This window comes from Streptomyces hyaluromycini (assembly GCF_002217755.1).
GTDB lineage: Bacteria > Actinomycetota > Actinomycetes > Streptomycetales > Streptomycetaceae > Streptomyces > Streptomyces hyaluromycini.
The window spans coordinates 896,514-912,051 of sequence record NZ_BCFL01000017.1 but is presented as its reverse complement, the minus strand read 5'-3'; the positions used below and the strand labels follow the sequence as shown (position 1 = coordinate 912,051).

Below are 15,538 nucleotides of genomic sequence, written 5' to 3'. Positions count from 1 at the left end.
CGACCCCCAGAATTACGCAGCATGTGCGGAGAGTAACCAGGCGGACGCGACAAGCCGTGTTCTCGCGCCCGACACCCTTACAACTCGGGTGCGCTCACACCCGTACGAGTGAGGGCGTCGACCACGGCGTCCACCACGGCCTCCACATCGGGCACCCAGGGCTTGGCCGAGCCGGGCAGCGGGGCCCGCTCCCAGCGGATGGCGCCCTGGCCGGTCTCGGAGGGCGGCAGGGCGAGGTAGCCGCCCTCGCCGTGGAAGCGGAGCGAGCCGGGGACGAAGTCCTTGGCGTAGAGCAGCTCGCCCAACTGCTCCATGGAGTACGGCTTGACGAGCAGCGCCCAGCGGGTGGACGCGGCCACCACCGGACCGAGCCGCATGCCGCGGCGGTCGAGGAGGGCGAGGGCACGGGAGGCGGCGAGGGCGGGCAGGCTGACCGCGCAGGGCGCCTTTCCGCCGGCGGCTCCGGTGGCGAGGACGATCGGGGCCGTCGGCCGGTTGCCCCACCACCAGCGGATCATGCGCGCGTCGGTGGTGGCGGCGAGCAGGCCGGGGTCGAAGGGGTGTGCACCGGGCACCGTGCACTCGGGGTCGGGACACGCGCACCGGGCCCGCCCCTGAGGGTCGGGAGCCACGCCCGGGAGTACGGGCCACTGCCATTCCGTCGCGAAGGTCAGGGCCGCGCCGAGAAACTCAGGCCCCTTGTCGTTCCGCCTGGACAGGAGCCTGCGTCGCCTTCCGAGGATCTCGCGCATGAGCGCTCGTTCCTTTCCGTTGCACCGCTGGCAACACCGTGGACCACATCACATCATGTGTCGATCACTTCACTGTGCGTACCTGTTGGCGCATCACACCCCTGCCCTGGGCAAGGGGAACCCCTGGGGGTCGAGCGGGGACCGCGCCCGCGTTCACAAGAACTGCGTCGTACTGCTCGTACTGCGTCTATCAAAAGCACGGCCACGGCGTGGGGGTGGCGAAGTCTGGCGTTTTGCCGTTCCGAGTGTTTCTCTCCGCCTCCGCCACGGGAGGATGGGGCACGGTCGTCGGTGGTTAAGACGCCCGGGTCCGTCGCCAGGTTCCGGGTGGTTCCCAACCACCCCTGGCCTTCTCCGAGTACGTACCCATCACGACCGCTGTGACGCTCCGTGGAGCAAGGCCAGTCGACCGCAATGAACCGTTACCCGAGTCAGTTTTAAGCCAACTTCGCCTTTGCGCAAGCCGTCCGGGAGAAGACCTCGGCAAGACCTCAAGAGGCCCACGGACACCAGGAATCCCGGCAGGACAATGCTGGACATCTCCTCACGAGTGCGTGTACATGTGGAGACACTGCTAGCGGCGCAGAAAGACATGGGGGTTTGCGATGCTTTTGAGCAATACGCACAGGTCTGAAAGCCGGACGCGATGAACGCCCCGCACCCTCCGAAAGTGGCTGGAATCGATTCAACGGTTCCCACGCCCGCACACACTGTCGCGCCGGTACCCCCCGCCCCGGCCGCACCTCCCGTCCCGAAGGCCCCCACCGCACCGGCGCCCGGCACCGTCCTCCAGGACCGGCTGGCCGGCTGGGTCTCCGACCTCACCACCCTCCATGAACTGACCGAACGGCTCGCCCGGACCGGCACACTGGAGCCGGCCCTCCAGGAAATCCTGCGCGCCGGTGCCGCCCTCGTGGGCGCCCGGCGCGGTCTCGTGGCACTGGAGCCCGCCGACGGACTCGGCCCGCACACCACGCTGGGCCTGGGCCTGGGCCGCGCGGACCTCGGCCACCTGGAGACCGTCCCGCGCGGCGCGCTGCCGTACGACGACGGGGCCGCCGCCGAGATCGTGCACCCCGACCTGTTCGCCGAGGACGGCCTCGACCCGCGCCACCGCGAGGTCGCCGCCCGCCTCGGCTACGCCGCCAGCTACGCACTCCCCCTCGTCACCGATACGGCCGACCGCCTCGGCGCGGTCGCCTGGCTGTACGACGAACCGGCCGAGCCGCACGAGCGCCAGCGCCACCTCGTCGGCCTGTACGTCCGGTACGCGGCCGAACACCTGGCCCGGCTGCTGGAGGTGGAGCGCACGCGCGCGTGCATGACGACCATCGCCGAGGAGCTGCTCCCCTCCCGGCTGCCCCGGGTGGCCGGCGTCCAGCTCGCCGCCCGGCACCGCACCGGCCCGCGCGGCGGCGGCGACTGGTACGACGCGCTGCCGCTGCCCGACGCCGCCCTGGGCCTCGCCGTCGGCTCGGTCACCGGCTCCGGGCCGAGCGCGGTCGCCGCGATGGGGCGGCTGCGCGCCTCCCTGCGGGCGTACGCCGTGATGGAGGGCGAGGACCCGGTCGCGGTCCTCTCCGACCTGGAGCTGCTGCTGCGGCTGACCGAACCGGCCCGCTCCGCCACCGCCCTGTTCGCCTACTGCGAGCCGGCACTGCGGAGGGTCACCCTCGCCGGGGCCGGCCACAGCCCGCCGCTGCTGATCGGGGAGCACCGCACCGAGTTCGCGGAGACCTCCGTGTCCGCGCCGCTGGGCATGCTCGCCTGCTGGGAGGCGCCCAGCGTGGAGGTCCAGGCCGAGGCAGGCGAAACGGTGCTCCTCTACACCGACGGGCTGCTGCACCGCACCGGCGACCCCATGGACCGCGCCTTCGCCCGGCTGCACACCGCCGCCGCGAGCATCCCGCGCACGCTGCGCCACGACCCCGGGGCGATCGCCGACCACGTCCTGCGCACGGTGCTGCCGGACGGCCTGGACGAGGCCGACAGCGAGGAGGACGTGGTCCTGCTGGCGGCCCGGTTCGACTGATCGGTCAGTCAGAAAGGCGGAGACGGACACACCTCACACCGCTGTGGGCCCCGAGTCCCTGGGACGCCGTTCGGTACGACCGTACGATGGACGGGATTCACTGCAGTGTCGAGGAGGATGACCGTGTCCGACGAGCTCACCCCGGAGACTCCGGAGACCCCGGAGACCGAGTCGGAAGAGCCGATCAAGCAGCGCAAGAACGGCCTGTACCCGGGCGTGTCCGACGAGCTCGCCGAGAGCATGAAGTCCGGCTGGGCCGATACGGAGCTGCACGATCTCAAGCCCATCGAGCAGGCCGGGCACACCGCCCGCCGCCGCGCCGAGCTGTCCGCCCGCTTCCCGGGCGAGCGCCTGGTGATCCCGGCCGGCAACCTGAAGACCCGCTCGAACGACACGGACTACCCGTTCCGGGCGTCGGTCGAGTACGTCTATCTCACCGGCAACCAGACAGAGGACGGCGTACTCGTCCTGGAGCCGAAGGACGACGGCCATGTCGCCACCGTCTACCTGCTGCCCCGCTCCGACCGCGAGAACGGCGAGTTCTGGCTCTCCGGACAGGGCGAGCTGTGGGTCGGCCGCCGCCACTCCCTCACCGAGTCCGAGGCGCTCTACGGCATCCCCGCGGCCGACGTCCGCGAGCTGGCCGGCAAGCTGCGCGAGGCCACCGGCCCGGTCCGGGTCGTACGCGGGTACGACGCCGGCATCCAGGAGGCGCTGACCGACAAGGTCACCGCCGAGCGCGACGAGGAGCTGCGGGTCTTCCTCTCCGAGGCCCGCCTGGTCAAGGACGAGTGGGAGGTCGGCGAGCTGCAGAAGGCCGTCGACTCCACGGTCCGCGGCTTCGAGGACGTCGTGAAGGTCCTCGACAAGGCCGAGGCCACCAGCGAGCGCTACATCGAGGGCACGTTCTTCCTCCGCGCACGCGTGGAGGGCAACGACATCGGCTACGGCTCCATCTGCGCGTCCGGCCCGCACGCCTGCACCCTGCACTGGGTCCGCAACGACGGCCCGGTGCGCTCCGGCGACCTGCTCCTCCTGGACGCCGGCGTCGAGACGCACAGCCTGTACACCGCCGACGTCACGCGCACGCTGCCGGTCAACGGCACGTACAGCGAGATCCAGAAGAAGATCTACGACGCCGTGTACGACGCCCAGGAGGCCGGGATCGCGGCGGTGCAGCCGGGCGCCAAGTACCGCGACTTCCACGATGCCGCGCAGCGGGTGCTGGCCGAGCGGCTCGTCGAGTGGGGGCTCGTGGAGGGGCCGGTGGAGCGGGTGCTGGAGCTGGGACTGCAGCGCCGGTGGACGCTGCACGGGACGGGGCACATGCTCGGGCTCGACGTCCACGACTGTGCTGCCGCGCGGACCGAGACGTATGTGGAGGGCGTCCTGGAGGCGGGGATGGTGCTGACCGTCGAGCCGGGGCTGTACTTCCAGGCCGACGACCTCACCGTGCCGGAGGAGTACCGGGGGATCGGCGTGCGGATCGAGGACGACATCCTGGTGACGGCCGACGGGAACCGGAACCTCAGCGCGGGGCTGCCCCGGCGGTCGGACGAGGTCGAGGCGTGGATGGCTTCGCTTAAGAGCTGACGGGTGATGTGAATGGCCGGGTACCAAGGGGGTGCCCGGCCATCGTTGCGTTCTACGGGTAGTCGGTGGCTGGTCGCGCAGTTCCCCGCGCCCCTAGGTAGGAATCGGCAACGCATCCAAGAAGAGAGCGCCGGCCAGCAGGCCCGCGCTGCCGCGCGGGCTCCAGCCCTTTTCGTGCAGGTCCGCGTCAAGGGTGCGGAGCGCCTCCGCACCCGCCTCTGTCGCCGTGCCGCCCGCCTCCAGTATTTCCCGCGCCCCTGCCTGGACCTGGCGCAGGCCCAACGGGCCCGCCTCGTAGAGGAGTTCGGTGTCCTGGAGGGTGGACATCACGGTCAGTAAGGCGTCCAGGCGGGCCTGGTTCTCGGTGGCGCCCGCCTTGCGGGCCGTCGCCAGGGCGTCCAGCGCCCGGCGTACGTGCGGGAATCCGGCCCTGGCCTCGCCCCGGGCGCCGGCCGCGCCGTACTTGACGGAGATCGACGAACCCCGGGAGGGGCGCTTGGGGGCGCCCTTGTCGGTGAACGCGGCGATCTTCCGCGCGTTCGCGGCGATCTCGCGGGCCTTGGCGCGGGGGTCCAGGGCGACCGCGGCGACCAGGAAGCCGAGGGCCCACAGGGCGCCCCTGTGGCCGCCGCCGGCCAGGCCCACCGAGTGCTCGGTGCACCGGCCGATCGCGCCCAGTTCCGCCCGCAGCACCGGCGTGGCTTCGCCGGTACGGCGGGCGGAGGCGGCCATCGCCGCGAGGCCGGGCGCCAGCGCCTTGGCCGACCAGCGCAGACTGTCGTGCTCCCGGCGCGTACTGCGGGCGTCGAGGTCACGGGGGTCGGGCAGGCCCGGCTTGGGGGCCAGTGCCAGCTGACCGGTGAGCGCGGCCACGGCGGCCTGCGCCAGCGCATCGTCCTCGCGGCTTGTCATGTCCCTTACCTTATGAGGAGGCGGAGGCCGAAGGGGAGGCGCTGTCGCTCGGCGGCGCGCCCGTCGGGGCGCCGCTCGGCGGAGTGCCTCCGCCGCCGCTGCCGGCGCCGGTGTTCTCGGCGTCCGGGTCGACACCCAGGGTCAGGGAGCCCTTGTAGCCCTTCGAGGGGTCCTTCTTGTGCACGGCCTTCAGGGTCAGCAGACCGCTGGAGGCACCACCGCCGTCGTACACCATGTCGTTGGCGAGCGTGGTGTAGCTGCCGGTGTGCTTCGAGTAGGGGTCGAGCGTGAAGATCTCCTCGGCGATGTCGTCGGCGAAGAACAGCTGGCCGGTGTAGTTGACCTTGCCGCCCTCGTAGGTGCCGTCCTCCTTCTCGCCGCCCGTGTGCACCTTCACGTGGATGTGGCAGGTGCGCGGGGTGTACCAGCCCGGGAAGATCGTCTCGAACTTGACGACCCCGTTGGCGTTGGCGATCTGGTAGCCGCGCAGGTAGGTGTTGTCGTTGGCGGAGTCGCCCTCCTCGCTCTCCGCGGGGGCGGAGCCGCCCGGGTTGGCGGTGGTGTAGCCGGAGTAGTAGCCCCAGGCGTCGCAGTGCCAGATCTCGACCGCGGCGCCCTTGACCGGGGTGCAGCCGTCGGTGGCGTCCACGACGGTCAGGCGCAGGGTCAGCGGAACGCCGGCCTTGCCCTCGGTGATGTCCTTGCGCACCAAGGCACCATCGAGGTAGTACGGCCCTTCCGTGACGCTGCTCATCAGCGTCATGCACTCACTGCTGGTGGAACTCGCGGAGGCCGTGGCGTCCGCGTCGGTGCTGGTGTCGGTCGTGTCGGCGAAGGCCGACTGGAAGCCGGCGACCGCGAGGCCGCCGGCCGCCACCGTGCCGCCGGAGACCGCGAGGGCACGGCGGCGGGTGATCGACGTGTTTTTGTGGTTTCCCGTCATGGCCGACGAAGCTAGGAACGTCGTTTGTCAGAGGCATGGGCGGGAGCTGGCAACGGCCTGTGAACGCCCAGGAAACTGAACCTGTTGGGAAGCCGCTGGTCACAGAGCCGGGGCGCGGCCGTGCAGGATCCGCTGGAACAGCCGGCTGTCCCGCCATTCTCCATTGATGTGCAGATACTGCGGCGCGTCCCCGATCGTCTCGAACCCGCATTTCTTCAGCACGCGCTGGGACGTGGTGTTCTCGATCAAGGTGGACGCCTCGATCCGGTGAAGTCCCACGACATCCCGGGCTATCTCGCAGACCCGCTCCAGGGCGGCGGTGGCCAGACCACGGCCCTGTTGATCACCAGCCACCCAATAGCCGACGTAGGAACTGCAGAAAGGCCCCAGGGAAATTCCGGAAAGAGTGATCGCGCCGACGATCCGGCCGTCCTCGGCCGACTCCATGATCCAGGGGGCCAGGAGGCCGTCTGCGGCCTGTCCCAGCAGGCCATCGATGCGCTCGGTCTGCCCCTCGACGGTGAAGAAGGACTCGGGTCTGAGCGGTTCCCAGGGTTCGAGATGCCTTCGGTTGCCGACGTATGCGGCGCACAGCGCTTTCGCGTCGCCGACGGCAATGGGACGCAATATCACCCCGGGCAGGAGCAGGCTTTCTTTAATCTTTCTGAGAATCATGCGCGCACCCTAGCGCGGGTGTTATGCGGGGGCGAGGGTCATGCCGAAAGCAGAGAAGGATCTTTCTTCCACTTGAGGATCTTGTCGAAGCTGACCACGGTCCCGCCGCGGCCCGGCTTGTTGCCGATGTGGACGTGATCCGCGAGTTCTCTGATGAGACAGAGCCCTCTCCCGTGCTCGGCGTCGGGACGGGCGGGTCTGAGGTCCTGGGTACGGGCGAACCCCGGGCCGAGCCCCGGCCCCGAATCCGCCACTTCGATACGGCACTTCTCGCCGTCCAGGTAGGCGGTGACCCGGTACGCCTCCGAGGTACGGCCGGCCCCGCCGTGCTCGACGGCGTTCGCACAGGCCTCGCTGAGGGCGACGGAGAGGTCGTAGGAGATGTCGGGGTCGACGCCCGCCGTCTCCATCGTGCCGATCAGCAGCCTGCGGGCGAGCGGCACGCTCGCGGCCTCACGCCGCAGATGGAGTGACCACCAGATGCTCATGCTCCAGCCTCCTGGCCGCGGCTCGACATACCGATACCTATTGCCACCCGTGCGCGGGTGTAAGCACTCCGTTCATGTGAGAACGCCCATCCGGGGGATGCGCGGGGGGAGGTTTCGGTGTATGAGCGGGTGGTTCGCCACAAGGATGATCTTTCGCTTCTTTCTCTCGATCACCCCCCTGGGCGTAACGGAATCTTCCGGACCTGGCGTATAGCGGGACCGGGTCCGGTGCGATGATGAGCGCGCCATGACTGCCCCCCACCCGCGCGCGGCGCGCACCGGAAGCGGACTGCGGCTCCTGCGGGCCGCGGTGTTCGCCGCGCTCTGTGTCGTGCTGGCCGCGGCGGGGCACACCCTGGCCTCCTGCGCGACCGTTCCGCTGTGGACGCTCGGCGCGGGCTTCCTGGGCACCCTGGCGCTCGTCGCCCCGCTGACCGGCCAGGCCCGCTCGCTGCCGGGGATCGTGGCCCTGCTCGCAGTGCTGCAGACGGTGCTCCACACGCTGTTCGGGCTCGGTCAGCACGGCAGCTCCGTGATGTCCGGCGGCTCGATGTCCATGTCCTCCATGTCATCGATGTCGCCCGTGACGTCCATGACGTCGATGTCCACCGGTGACGCCTCGCTGGTGGAGCGGGCCGCGCGGCTGGTGTGCGGGGCCGGGGCCGCGCAGATCAGCCCCGCCCACGCGTACAAGATCCTCGCGGACGCGCATCTCAGCACCTCCGTTCCGGCCACCGGCACGAGCGGGGCGGCCCATGCCGCGGACGCCACCGGGGCCTCCGGCTCGCTGCTGCCCTCCGTGCCCATGCTGCTCGGACACATCCTCGCGGCCGTCGTGGCCGGGTGGCTGCTGCGCCGGGGCGACCTGGCGCTGCTGCGGCTGATCCAGCTGTCGGCCGATTCGGCGCACGGGGTCGCCGAGGGGGCGCTCATCCGTTCCCTGCGCGGGGCGCTCGCGCTGGCGTGCGCCCTGTGTGCCGGGCTCGTGGCCGTACCCGAGGCGCCCGCGCGTGGCCGTCGTAGCGCCTGGGACGCACCGCCCGCCCCGCACACCGTCGCGCTCCAGCACTCCGTGATCCGGCGCGGGCCGCCCACGGCAGCCGCCGTACTCGTTCTCGCCGCCTGACACGACGCGACCAGAGCACTCCCCCGGGGTCGGCCCGGATCCGGAGGGGCCTGCCGCCGTCGTGCGGCACGCGCGCGTGCGCTTTCCGACGGCCGCTTCCGACTTTCGGCTTTCGGCTTTCGGCTTTCCACGCGCCCCCTCAACGACAGAACTCACTCGGAGTGGAGTGCTCCCTGCCATGAAGGCTTCCGCCATGTCCGCCAGGTCCGCCAGGTCCGCCGTATCCGCCCTGTCCGCCATGAAGGCCTCGCGTATCGCCGCCGTCGCCACCGTCGCCGCCGTCACGGGTACGGCCGTACTGGCCGTCTCCTCGCCCGCGTTCGCGCACGTCAGCGTCCAGCCCGAGGGCACCGCCGCCAAGGGCGGTTACGCGGTCATCGACTTCAAGGTCCCCAACGAGCGCGACGACGCCTCGACCACCAAGGTCGAGGTCAACTTCCCCACCGACCACCCGGTGGCCTCCGTGATGCCGCAACCGATGGCCGGCTGGAAGATCGAGGTCACCAAGTCCAAGCTGGCCAAGCCGCTGGAGATACACGGCGAGAAGATCGACCAGGCGGTCACCAAGGTCACCTGGACCGCCGAGGACAAGGGCATCGAGCCGGGCTACTTCCAGAAGTTCCCGCTCTCCGTGGGCGCCCTGCCCGAGAACACCGACGAGCTGGTCTTCAAGGCGATCCAGACGTACTCGAACAAGGAGGTCGTCCGCTGGATCGAGGTCCAGCAGGAGGGCCAGGACGAGCCGGAGAACCCGGCCCCGGTCCTCGCGCTGTCCGCCGCCACCGACGACCACCACGGATCCGCCACGGCCGAGGACACGGCCGTGGAGACCTCGGCCGGCACCGAGACCACCGCGTCCGACGACTCCGGCTCCTCCGGCGGCAGTGACACCACCGCCCGTGTCCTCGGCGTCGTGGGCATCGTCGTCGGCGCGGCCGGGGTCGCCTACGGCGTCCTCGCCGGCCGCCGCCGGTCCACCACCGGCACCGAGGCCTGAGCCCCGCGTCCGTAACGCGCACAGGGGGTCGTGCGACGCTGTCGCAGCTGTCGTACGGCTGTCGTCCGGCCCCCCGGTGCACGCCGGATCTCTCACATCTGGGACATTTTCGTATGCGCAAGAAGACGTTCGCCGCGGCCGCGCTGCTCGCCGCCGCCACCCTGACCCTCTCCGCCTGCGGCAGCGGCGACGACGCCAAGTCACCCGTCACCGTGGTCTCCGGGGACACCTCGAACAAGGCCGCGACCATCCTGGACACGCCGTTCGAGAAGCCGGACCTGGTGCTCACCGACACCCACGGCGCGAAGTACGACCTGCGCGCGGCGACCAAGGGCAGGCCGACGCTGATCTACTTCGGCTACACGCACTGCCCCGACGTCTGCCCGCTGACCATGAACAACCTCGCGGTGGCCAAGAAGGCGCTGTCCAAGGCCGACCAGGCGAAGCTGCGGGTCGTGTTCGTCACCACCGACCCGGCCCGGGACACCCCGGCCGAGCTCGGCAAGTGGCTCAAGGGCATCGACCCGAGCTTCGTGGGGCTGACCGGCGACTTCGCCACCATCCAGGCCGGCGCCCGCACCCTCGGCATCTCCATCGAGCCGACCCACAAGGACAAGAAGACCGGCAAGGTCGTCTCGGTGCACGGCACCCAGGTCATCGCGTTCTCGCCGAAGACCGACGGCGGATACGTCCTCTACGGCGAGAACGCCACCGTCGACGACTACACCAAGGACCTCCCCAAGCTGATCAAGGGAGAGAACCCGTGAAGCGCCCGACTCCGACCGGAAGGCACCTCGCCCTGACCGGGATAGCGATCACGGGGGCGCTGGCCCTCGCCGGCTGCGGCGGCTCGGGCTCGTCGGGCTCGTCGGGCTCGTCGGGCTCCTCGGGCTCCTCGGGGGCCGAGCTGACCGTCGGCGCCTCCTACATGCCCCAGCCGGTCTCGGCCGACATGGCCGCCGGATTCCTGACGATCACCAACAAGGGCGGCACGAAGGACGAGCTGACCTCCGTCACCAGTGGCTCCGCCGGCGAGATCACCATGCACGAGACCAATGGCGGGGCGATGGAGGAGGTCACCTCCTTCGCGGTGCCCGCACACGGTCAACTCGTGTTCAAAAGCGGTGGCAACCATCTGATGTTCGAGAAGCTGAAGCGCCGCCCGGAACAGGGCGACACGATCACCTTGAAACTCAAGTTCGCCAAATCCGGTCCGCTCACCGTCGAGATGCCGGTGAAGTCCGCCACGTACAACCCGTCGACCGGACACTGAGGGAGGGACCGACCTTGACGCGGACCATCACCCCCCGCCTGCGCACCCTGGTGCTGCTGTTCATCGCCGTCACCGGCGCGCTGCTGGCCGGCGCCGGGCCGGCCTCCGCGCATGCCGCGCTGACCGGCAGCGACCCTTCCCAGGGGGTGGTGGTCCCCAAGGCGCCCGACCAGGTCTCGCTCACGTTCTCCGAGAACGTGTCGATGAACGACAACTCCCTGCGGGTCCTCGACCCCGAGGGCAAGCGGGTCGACCTGCGCAAGCCGACCAACCTGAGCGGCACGACCTACGCCGTGCAGCTCAAGAGCGGGCTCGGCAAGGGCACGTACACCGTCGCCTACCAGGTCGTCTCCGCCGACAGCCACCCCGTCGGCGGCGCCTTCACCTTCTCCGTGGGCACGCCCTCCAAGACCGTCGCCTCCGTCCCGGACCAGGACGTGGGCGGCGGGGTCGTCGGCTGGCTGTACGGCTTCGGGCGGTACATGTCGTACGCCGGGTACATCGTGCTCGTCGGCGGCGCCGCCTTCGTCCTCGCCTGCTGGCAGCGCGGCTCCGGGGTGCGGGCCATGCAGCGCCTTGTCGTCGGCGGCTGGCTGACGCTCACCGCCGCCACCCTCTGGCTGCTGCTCCTGCGCGGCTCCTACACGACCTCCGGCAGTGTCGGCGACATCTTCGACCTCAACCTGCTCGGCCAGGTCCTGCAGACCAAGGCCGGGGCGGCCCTGGTCTCCCGGCTGCTGCTGCTCGCGGCGGCCGCGCTGTTCATCGCCGTCCTCTTCGGCGCGTACGACAAGCGCGAGGAGGAAGCGGAGAAGCGCGACCTGACCTTCGGGCTCGCCATCGGCGGCACCGTCGTGGCCGCCGGGCTCGCGGCGAGCTGGGCCATGGCCGAGCACGCCTCCACCGGACTCCAGCCGGGCATCGCGATGCCGGTCGACGTCGTCCACCTGCTCGCCGTGGCCGCCTGGCTGGGCGGCCTCACGGCCCTGCTGGTCGCCCTCTACCGGGCGCCCGCCGACACCCCCGTCGAGTCCGCCACCGTGCGCCGCTTCTCCCGCGTCGCCTTCGGATCGGTGCTCACCCTGGTCGGCACCGGCATCTACCAGTCCTGGCGCCAGCTCGGCTCCTGGTCGGCGTTCACCGACACGGCGTACGGCGAACTGCTGCTGGTCAAGATCGGGCTCGTGGCGCTGCTCGTCGGCATCGCGTCCATCTCGCGACGGTGGACGGGGCGGCTCACGGACGCGGCGGTGACGGAGACGGAGGAACAGGAATCGGAAGAGGCCAAGGCCGACGCTGAGGAAGAGGAAGAGGTCGAGCAAGGGGCGGGGGAGGAGAAGGAGACGGTCAAGGCGTCTGTCGCCACGAAGGAGGCACCTGCCAAGGCCGGCACCGGCGTCTCCGGTGCTTCCGGTGCATCCGGCGTGTCGGGGGTATCCGGCAAGGTCGCCTCCGCCGACGACGCCCCCGAGCGCGCCGCCCAGCTCGCCCGCCAGCAGTCCGCCATGGACACCGCCCGGCAGAAGCGCCTCCGCGACGCCGACCCGCACCGCTTCGGCCTGCGCCGCTCGGTGCTCGCCGAGGCCGGGGTCGCCGTCGTCCTGCTCGCCGTCACGACCGTACTGACGCAGACCGAGCCCGGCCGTACCGAACAGGACGCCAAGGCCGCCTCCTCGTCCTCGTCGTCCTCCTCGTCCTCCTCGGCGTCGAGCTCCTCCTCTGGCGCACTGACCCTCGACATGTCGTTCGACACCGGCGGCACGGACGGCAAGGGCGTCGTCCGCGTAGACCTCGACCCCGCGACCGTGGGCAGCAACGAGATGCACGTCTACGTCCAGCGCCCCAACGGCCGGGCCTTCGACGTCCCCGAGGTGAAGGTCGCCTTCACCCTCGCCGCCAAGAAGATCGGGCCGCTTCCCGTGGCCCCCGACCACGTCACCACCGGGCACTGGGCCGCGAACGGCGTGCAGATCCCGATGGCCGGCGACTGGCAGGTCTCCGTCACCGTGCGGACCTCCGACATCGACCAGGTGACCGTCTCCAAGAACGCTCAGATCGGCTGAACCGCACCATGCCTGAACAGTCCCAGTCCGTCCCCGAGACCCGTACCGCAGCCGCCGCGGCTCTCCCGGCCGGGGGCATCAGCCGGCGCGCGCTGCTCGGCACCGCCGGGGCCACCGGGCTCGTGCTCGGCGCGGCGGGCGCGGGCGTCGGCTACGCGGCCGCCCCCGCCCAGGCCACCCCGCTCAGCTCGGTCGGCTCCGACCGGGCGATGTTTCACGGGAAACATCAGCCCGGCATCACCGAGGGTCTCCAGGCTCGCGGCCATCTGGTCGCCTTCGACCTGGCGGCGGGCGCGGGCCGCACCGAGGCCGCCGCGCTGTTGCGCCGCTGGTCGACGACGGCCGGGCGGCTGATGGCCGGCGAGCCGATGACGCAGGACGACACGGACGTGGCCCGGGACGCGGGTCCCTCGGCGCTGACGATCACCTTCGGCTTCGGCAACAGCTTCTTCAGCCGTACCGGCCTGGAGAAACAGCGGCCGTCCGCCCTGGACCCGCTGCCCGACTTCTCCTCCGACCACCTCGACAAGAGCCGCAGCAACGGCGATCTGTGGGTGCAGATCGGCGCCGACGACGCCCTGGTCGCCTTCCACGCCCTGCGCGCGATCCAGAAGGACGCGGGCAGCGCGGCGAAGGTCCGCTGGCAGATGAACGGCTTCAACCGCACCCCGGGCGCCACCGCCCACCCCATGACCGCCCGCAACCTCATGGGCCAGCTGGACGGCACACGCAACCCGAAGCCGACGGAGTCCGACTTCGACCAGCGGATCTTCGTACCGTCGTCGGGCGAGCCGGGGTGGATGGCGAACGGCTCCTACGCCGTCGTACGCCGGATCCGCATGCTCCTCGACGACTGGGAGAAGCTGTCGCTCACGGCCCAGGAGAACGTGATCGGGCGGAAGAAGTCGAACGGGGCGCCGCTGTCCGGGGGCACCGAGACGACGGCGATGGACCTGGAGAAGGCCAGGGCGGACGGAGAGTACGTCGTCCCGATCAACGCCCATGCCAGGATCACCCGGCCCGACCAGAACGGGGGTGCGGCCATCCTGCGGCGCCCGTTCTCGTACCACGACGGCATCGACGCGGACGGGACACCGGACGCGGGGCTGCTCTTCGTCTGCTGGCAGGCCGATCCGCTGCGCGGGTTCGTGCCGCTGCAGCGGAAGCTGGACCGCGGGGACGCGCTGTCGCAGTACATCCGGCACGAGGCGAGCGGCCTGTTCGCGGTGCCGGGCGGCGCGGCGGCCGGGGAGTATGTGGGGCAGCGGCTCCTGGAGGGCTGATTCCCGGGCGTACCCGGGTGTACCCGGTCGCTACCCGGTCGGCGCCCGGTTACCACAGTGGCTTCTGATCACTATTGGTGCGTTTCCGGTCTTCAAACCACCCGGTCGAGTGGATCCGATGAGACAAGTGAGCCGCGTCTCCCTGCGCCCATTAGGGTGAGGGACATGCCAGCGAGCTATGCGTATCTCGGTCCCGAAGGCACCTTCACCGAAGTCGCCCTGCGCACCCTTCCGGAGTCCGCCACCCGGGAGCTGATCCCGTACGTCTCCGTGCAGTCCGCGCTGGACGCCGTGCGCAACGGCGAGGCCGAGGCCGCGTTCGTGCCGATCGAGAACTCCGTCGAGGGCGGGGTCACCACGACCCTCGACGAGCTGGTCGCGGGCAAGCCGCTGACGATCTACCGCGAGGTGCTGCTGTCGATCACCTTCGCCCTGCTGGTCCGCCCCGGCACCAAGCTCTCCGAGATCAAGACGGTGACCGCCCATCCGGTGGCCCAGCCCCAGGTCCGCAACTGGCTGCGGGCCCACCTCCCGGACGCCCTCTGGGAGTCCGCCGCCTCCAACGCGGACGGCGCCCGCCTGGTCCAGGAGGGCCGCTACGACGCCGCGTTCGCCGGCGAGTTCGCGGCCGAGCGGTACGGCCTGGAGGCCCTGGAGACCGGGATCCACGACGCGGAGAACGCGCAGACCCGGTTCGTCCTGGTCGGCCGCCCGGCCCGGCCCGCCGCCCCCACCGGAGCGGACAAGACATCGGTCGTGCTCTGGCAGAACGACGACCACCCCGGCGGGCTGCGCGACCTGCTCGGCGAGTTCGCCACCCGGGGCATCAACCTCATGCTGCTGCAGTCCCGGCCGACCGGAGCCGGCATCGGCAACTACTGCTTCTGCATCGACGCCGAGGGCCACATCTCCGACCGGCGGGTGGCGGAGGCCCTGATGGGGCTGAAGCGGATCTGCCGCCAGGTGCGGTTCCTGGGCTCCTACCCGCGGGCGGACATCAAGCCGGGCGAGGCCGCGGGGCCCACCCGGCCGGGAACGTCGGACGAGGAGTTCATGGCGGCCGCCGACTGGGTGGCGCGCTGCCAGGACGGCCGCTTCTAACCAGTCGTACCCTCATATCTTCGTTATCCACAGGAGTTATCCACAGGTGCCCATCTCGACCTGGGGACAAGTCGACAGCGAAGCATGAGTCTGTCGACAAATCGCCCTACAGGCCGCCGGCACGGCCCCACTCGCCCACATCACCCTTCGTCCACTCGTTTCCCATGGTTCATCTTTTGGAGCGACGCCTTTCCACTCGAAAGAGGGTGTTGTCATGGTTTGAACCGGGAATTCCTCTCTTCACAGGTCGCCTGCGGAGTGATCAATTCCGAAGTCCACACCCCATCCACACAGCCTGTG

Annotated in this window: 14 protein-coding genes; 9 read left to right on the top strand and 5 right to left on the bottom strand. The window is 70.6% G+C overall.

Going from position 1 to position 15,538, the window contains the following annotated elements; genetic code table 11:
* Positions 1-77 precede the first annotated feature (77 nt).
* Positions 78-752: a bifunctional DNA primase/polymerase gene (locus SSP29_RS12070; RefSeq protein ID WP_089100547.1), complete on the bottom strand. Its 675-nt coding sequence runs from the start codon at positions 750-752 to the stop codon at positions 78-80.
* Between the two features lie 646 nt (positions 753-1,398).
* Between SSP29_RS12070 and SSP29_RS12065 the strand changes: the two genes are divergently transcribed.
* Complete coding sequence (locus SSP29_RS12065) at positions 1,399-2,784, top strand: PP2C family protein-serine/threonine phosphatase (protein ID WP_089100546.1); 1,386 nt, start codon at positions 1,399-1,401, stop codon at positions 2,782-2,784.
* A gap of 123 nt (positions 2,785-2,907) precedes the next feature.
* A complete protein-coding gene (locus SSP29_RS12060; RefSeq protein WP_089100772.1) occupies positions 2,908-4,377 on the top strand; it encodes an aminopeptidase P family protein in 1,470 nt (489 codons plus the stop codon).
* Between the two features lie 93 nt (positions 4,378-4,470).
* On the opposite strand, the gene SSP29_RS12055 is transcribed toward SSP29_RS12060, so the two are convergent.
* From SSP29_RS12055 to SSP29_RS12040, 4 genes are all read right to left on the bottom strand, one after another.
* Positions 4,471-5,289, bottom strand: a complete 819-nt coding sequence (locus SSP29_RS12055; RefSeq protein ID WP_089100545.1) for a triphosphoribosyl-dephospho-CoA synthase — start codon at positions 5,287-5,289, stop codon at positions 4,471-4,473.
* A gap of 10 nt (positions 5,290-5,299) precedes the next feature.
* Entirely contained in the window at positions 5,300-6,232 is a 933-nt protein-coding gene (locus SSP29_RS12050) for an intradiol ring-cleavage dioxygenase (RefSeq protein ID WP_089100544.1), read from the bottom strand.
* Positions 6,233-6,331: 99 nt separating this feature from the next.
* On the bottom strand, positions 6,332-6,907 hold the full coding sequence (locus tag SSP29_RS12045) for a GNAT family N-acetyltransferase (protein WP_089100543.1): 576 nt from the start codon (positions 6,905-6,907) through the stop codon (positions 6,332-6,334).
* Positions 6,908-6,945: 38 nt separating this feature from the next.
* On the bottom strand, positions 6,946-7,395 hold the full coding sequence (locus SSP29_RS12040; RefSeq protein WP_089100542.1) for an ATP-binding protein: 450 nt from the start codon (positions 7,393-7,395) through the stop codon (positions 6,946-6,948).
* Between the two features lie 247 nt (positions 7,396-7,642).
* Between SSP29_RS12040 and SSP29_RS12035 the strand changes: the two genes are divergently transcribed.
* The 7 genes from SSP29_RS12035 to pheA all read left to right on the top strand — a co-directional run bounded on the left by SSP29_RS12035 (position 7,643) and on the right by pheA (position 15,238).
* Positions 7,643-8,521: a hypothetical protein gene (locus SSP29_RS12035; protein WP_089100541.1), complete on the top strand. Its 879-nt coding sequence runs from the start codon at positions 7,643-7,645 to the stop codon at positions 8,519-8,521.
* Positions 8,522-8,759: 238 nt separating this feature from the next.
* Positions 8,760-9,518 carry a YcnI family copper-binding membrane protein gene (locus SSP29_RS12030; RefSeq protein ID WP_089100771.1) on the top strand — a complete coding sequence of 253 codons (759 nt, stop codon included), beginning with the start codon at positions 8,760-8,762 and terminating at the stop codon, positions 9,516-9,518.
* 113 nt (positions 9,519-9,631) lie between these two features.
* Positions 9,632-10,285 (top strand): SCO family protein, encoded by a 654-nt coding sequence (locus SSP29_RS12025; RefSeq protein WP_089100540.1) that lies wholly within the window; start codon positions 9,632-9,634, stop codon positions 10,283-10,285.
* Positions 10,282-10,791 (top strand): copper chaperone PCu(A)C, encoded by a 510-nt coding sequence (locus tag SSP29_RS12020; protein ID WP_150133996.1) that lies wholly within the window; start codon positions 10,282-10,284, stop codon positions 10,789-10,791. Before SSP29_RS12025 ends, SSP29_RS12020 begins: the two co-directional genes overlap by 4 nt.
* 14 nt (positions 10,792-10,805) lie before the next feature.
* Positions 10,806-12,854: a copper resistance CopC/CopD family protein gene (locus SSP29_RS12015; RefSeq protein WP_089100539.1), complete on the top strand. Its 2,049-nt coding sequence runs from the start codon at positions 10,806-10,808 to the stop codon at positions 12,852-12,854.
* An 8-nt stretch (positions 12,855-12,862) separates the two neighbouring features.
* Complete coding sequence (gene efeB / locus SSP29_RS12010) at positions 12,863-14,137, top strand: iron uptake transporter deferrochelatase/peroxidase subunit (RefSeq protein ID WP_089100538.1); 1,275 nt, start codon at positions 12,863-12,865, stop codon at positions 14,135-14,137.
* A 165-nt stretch (positions 14,138-14,302) separates the two neighbouring features.
* On the top strand, positions 14,303-15,238 hold the full coding sequence (pheA, locus tag SSP29_RS12005; protein ID WP_089100537.1) for a prephenate dehydratase: 936 nt from the start codon (positions 14,303-14,305) through the stop codon (positions 15,236-15,238).
* Positions 15,239-15,538: the final 300 nt, after the last annotated feature.